The organism is Bacillus cereus group sp. BfR-BA-01408 (genome assembly GCF_022663305.1).
In the GTDB taxonomy this organism is placed as follows: domain Bacteria; phylum Bacillota; class Bacilli; order Bacillales; family Bacillaceae_G; genus Bacillus_A; species Bacillus_A pacificus.
Map to the genome: position 1 here is coordinate 1 of NZ_JAKUFF010000262.1, position 270 is coordinate 270.

Here is a 270-nt window from a genome sequence, read left to right on the forward strand (position 1 = left end):
GTATTACAAGTAACAAAAGGTGACTTCGTAGGATCAGCAAGTGGAGCAGTAGTGTTAACAGCATTAATCGTATTTCTATCAAGCGTGTTAGTATAATAAAAACTTTGTAACAAAAGAAAAATGAGAGGAGAATGCAAAATGAAAGAGCAAGTATTACAAGTAACAAAAGGTGACTTTGTAGGATCAGCAAGTGGAGCGGTAGTATTAACAGCATTAATCGTATTTCTATCAAGTGTATTAGTGTAATAGAAGTTTTACATTATACAAAAT

At 32.2% G+C, this 270-nt stretch carries 2 protein-coding genes; both read left to right on the forward strand.

Annotated elements, in window-relative coordinates:
- Positions 1–96: DUF3948 family protein (locus tag MR083_RS27230; protein WP_016100038.1), on the forward strand; the 96-nt coding region annotated here is incomplete at its 5' end.
- Between the two features lie 42 nt (positions 97–138).
- A complete protein-coding gene (locus MR083_RS27235) occupies positions 139–246 on the forward strand; it encodes a DUF3948 family protein (RefSeq protein ID WP_000664237.1) in 108 nt (35 codons plus the stop codon).
- The last annotated feature ends 24 nt before the right edge of the window (positions 247–270 follow it).

Coding starts and splice junctions, on each gene's coding strand:
- MR083_RS27235 (WP_000664237.1), top strand. CDS start 139: ATGAAAGAGCAAGTATTACAAGTAACAAAAGGTGACTTTGTAGGATCA.